Source organism: Sphingomonas bacterium, from assembly GCF_903644055.1.
Lineage (GTDB): Bacteria > Pseudomonadota > Alphaproteobacteria > Sphingomonadales > Sphingomonadaceae > Sphingomonas_I.
The window spans coordinates 1-3,321 of sequence record NZ_CAHJXD010000231.1 but is presented as its reverse complement, the minus strand read 5'-3'; the positions used below and the strand labels follow the sequence as shown (position 1 = coordinate 3,321).

The following is a 3,321-nucleotide window of genomic DNA, read 5'->3' as shown; positions in this document are numbered from 1 at the left end:
GGCGGCGGCGGCGGGGGCCGCGGCGGGCTGCGGCGGCACGATCTGTACGGTCGGCAGGCGCTGATCGAGGCGCGGGATCACGACGGAGGTGACGTCGTTCGCGGGATCGACCGCCAGCAGCGCGCCGCGCGGCGCGATCGCCGCGGCCTTTCGCTCGGCGCGGACCTGCTCGGCGATCGGCAGCACCGCCTGGACGATCTGGTCGCGGACGTAGGATTGCGACGCCTGGATCGCCTGCTGCAATTGCAGCGCCTGATTGCGCGCGCCTTCCAGTTGCTCCTGCGCGCGGACGATGCTCTGCTGCGTGGCGGGCGGCAGCTTGCTGGGATCGCCGTTCGGCCCGATCACCTTCTGCGCGGCCTGGACCTGCGTGGCATAGCTCGATTGCGCCGCCTGAAACGCCGCATTGGCCTGCTTGTTAGGCGCATCGAACCGCGTGACGAGCTGCTGCTGCGCGCTCTTCGCGGCGGCGGATTCGCCATAGATGCGCTCGAGATCGATCGTGAGCACGGGGCTGGCCGATTGCGCGAGCGCGGGCACGGCGGCGGTGGCGAGCAGAGTCGCCGCAGCGGCGCCCTTGAGAATGTTCTTCATCAGAATTGCGTCCCTACGTTGAAAGTAAACAGCTTCGGATCATCGCCCTTATATTTGACGAGCGCCTTGGCGATATCGATGCGGAAGGGCCCGAACGGCGAGTTCCAGTTGATCCCGAAGCCGATCGACACGCGCGGCTTCCAGGTATTCCCCTGGAAGAATTCCTGAAAACCGGGAATGCTGGAGCCGAAGGGGCTCAGCCCGTCCGGGCAGGTGGTATTCTGCGCGACCGGGACCGACGCGTTGACCCCGGCCGGATCGTAGCAGTTGCGCGTTCCATCGGCATTGAGGATTTCGCGGAACTGCCCGGCGGCGCCGATATTCTGCAACTGCGGCTTGTCGATATCGAAGACCGAGCCGACGATCCCGAAAATCGAGGGCCGCAGCCCGAGCTCGCGCGCGCCATTGCCCAGCGGCAGCTCGACCTCGATCTTGCCGAGATAATAAGCTCTGCCGCCCAGCGCGTCGTCGGAGGCCTGCTTGCGATCGGTGTTGAGCGTGCCATCGCTGTTGTAGAAATAGCGCAGCACGCGTGGGCCCACGCCGCGAATGTCGAAGCCCGCGAAATCGGGCTGCCCGAGATAGAAGCGATCGGTCAGGCGGACCGGATCCTCGCCCGTCACGCGCTGCTTTTCGAGCGACTTGATATAGCCGCCCTCGCCGTTGACCGACATCACCAGTCCCTTGACGATCTGGAAATATTGATGACCTTCGGCCTTGGTGCGGATGTAGCGGACGCTGCCGCCGAGACCGGCGAAATCCTGGCTGAAAACTATTTTTCGGCCCGCGGTGGGACGGCGCCGATCGTTGAGATTGTCGAACACGAGGCTGTAGCCAAGCGACGACGTCGTCCGGTTGCCGATCGCGTCGCAGAGATAGCGGCCCGCCAGCAGCGGATCGCAACGCAGCGTCCCCGCCGGATCGACCGTTCCGTCCGGCAGATAGGCCGAATAGAAGGAACCCTTGTCGAGCGAGATCTTGTCCTGGCTGAGCCCGTAGCGCAGCGCCATGCTCCAGAATTCGGTGAGCGGCAGGCCGGCGCGGATCTGGAAGCCGATCGTCGTCTGATCGTAGGTCGTCTGACGGCTGTCGTTGACATAGTTGAACGAATTATAATCGCGGCGGAAGATGTCGCCGCCGACCGCGATGTTGCGATCGAACAGATAGGGTTCGGTAAAGCCGACGCTGACCGACTTGGAATAGATCGAATAATCGGCGCTGGTCCGGATTTCCTGGCCCTTGCCCATGAAGTTGGATTGCGTGATCGAGGCCGAGACGATGAACTTCTCGAGGCTGGAATAGCCCGCCGAAACCTGAAGCTGGCCGGTCGGCTTCTCTTGCAGATTGGTTTCGAGGATCACGCGATCGGGGGCCGAGCCCGGCTTCTGCTCGATCTCCATCTTGTCCTGGAAGTAGCCGAGGCTCTGGATGCGATCGCGCGACCGCTTGACGCGGAAGCCGTTGAAGGCATCGCCCTCGACCAGCCGGAATTCGCGGCGGACGACCTTGTCGCGCGTGATCGTGTTGCCGTTGATATCGATGCGCTCGACATAAACGCGCGGCGCGTCCGCGACCTGGAAGGTGATGCCCATCGTGAGGGCTTCCTTGTCGCGCTGGAAGTTCGGCCGCGTGTCCGCGAACGCATAGCCGAGAAGCCCCGCCTGCTCGTTCATGCTGTCGACCGTGTCCTCGACGGTCTTAGCGTTGTACCAATCGCCCTTCTTGAACTTGATCAGATATTTCAGGTTGTCCGCCTTGAGATCGCGGATCTGGCTTTCGACCTTGATGTCGCCGAAATGGTAGCGTTTTCCCTCTTCCACCACATAGGTGATGATGAAGTCGCGCTTGTCGGGGGTCAGCTCGGCAACCGCCGAGACGACGTGGAAATCGGCATAGCCGTTGGTCAGATAGAATTGACGCATCTTCTGCTGGTCATAGGACAGGCGATCGGGATCGTAGCTCGTCCCGCTGGAGAATATCTTGGTGATGCCGGTCTGCTTGGTCGCCATCTCCCCGCGCAGCCGGCCATCGGAGAAATGATCGTTGCCGATGATGTTGATCTTGCGGACCCGGCTCTTCGCGCCCTCGTGGATTTCGAACACGATATCGACACGGTTCTGATCGAGCAGCACGATCTTGGGATCGACGTTGGCGGCGAAGCGGCCTTGCCGGCGATAGAGCTCGATGATGCGCGCGACATCGGCGCGGGCCTTGGAGCGCGTGAAGATCTGGCGCGGCGCGAGCTTGATCTCGGGCCGGATCTTCTCCTCCTTGATCCGCTTGTTGCCCTCCAGCACGATCCGGTTGATCACCGGATTTTCGCGGACCTGAATGACGAGATTGCCCGTGTCGGCGCCGGCGATCGTGACATCGGCGAACAGCTCGGACGCATAAAGGTCCTTCAGCGCCTGATCGAGCATTTCGCGCGTATAGCTTTGGCCGGCCTGAAGCTTGACGTAGGAGCGGACGGTATCGGCCTCGAGCCGCTGGCTGCCCGTTACCGAGATCGAATGGACGGTGCCGGTTGCCACCTGCGCGGGGGGCGGCGCCGTTTCGGCTGTGGTGGGGGCCTCGGGCGCGGCCGGGACCGGCGCCGCCACGGGCTTGGCGGGCGCCTTGGCCGGAGCGGCGATCGCCACGGCGGGCAGGCCGCCCAGCATCGTGCCGATCAGCAGCATCGATACGATGCGCTGCCCGCTGCGGCATCCGCCGGTCCTGTACGAAGAG

General features: G+C 63.5%; 2 protein-coding genes. Both read right to left on the bottom strand.

Annotated elements, in window-relative coordinates:
• Window positions 1-594 (bottom strand): OmpH family outer membrane protein (locus tag HUU94_RS10295; protein WP_174274995.1); only part of this gene is annotated, 594 nt, incomplete at its 3' end.
• Window positions 594-3,272: an outer membrane protein assembly factor BamA gene (bamA, locus tag HUU94_RS10290; RefSeq protein ID WP_174274994.1), complete on the bottom strand. Its 2,679-nt coding sequence runs from the start codon at window positions 3,270-3,272 to the stop codon at window positions 594-596. The genes bamA and HUU94_RS10295, both read right to left, overlap by 1 nt.
• Window positions 3,273-3,321 lie beyond the last annotated feature (49 nt).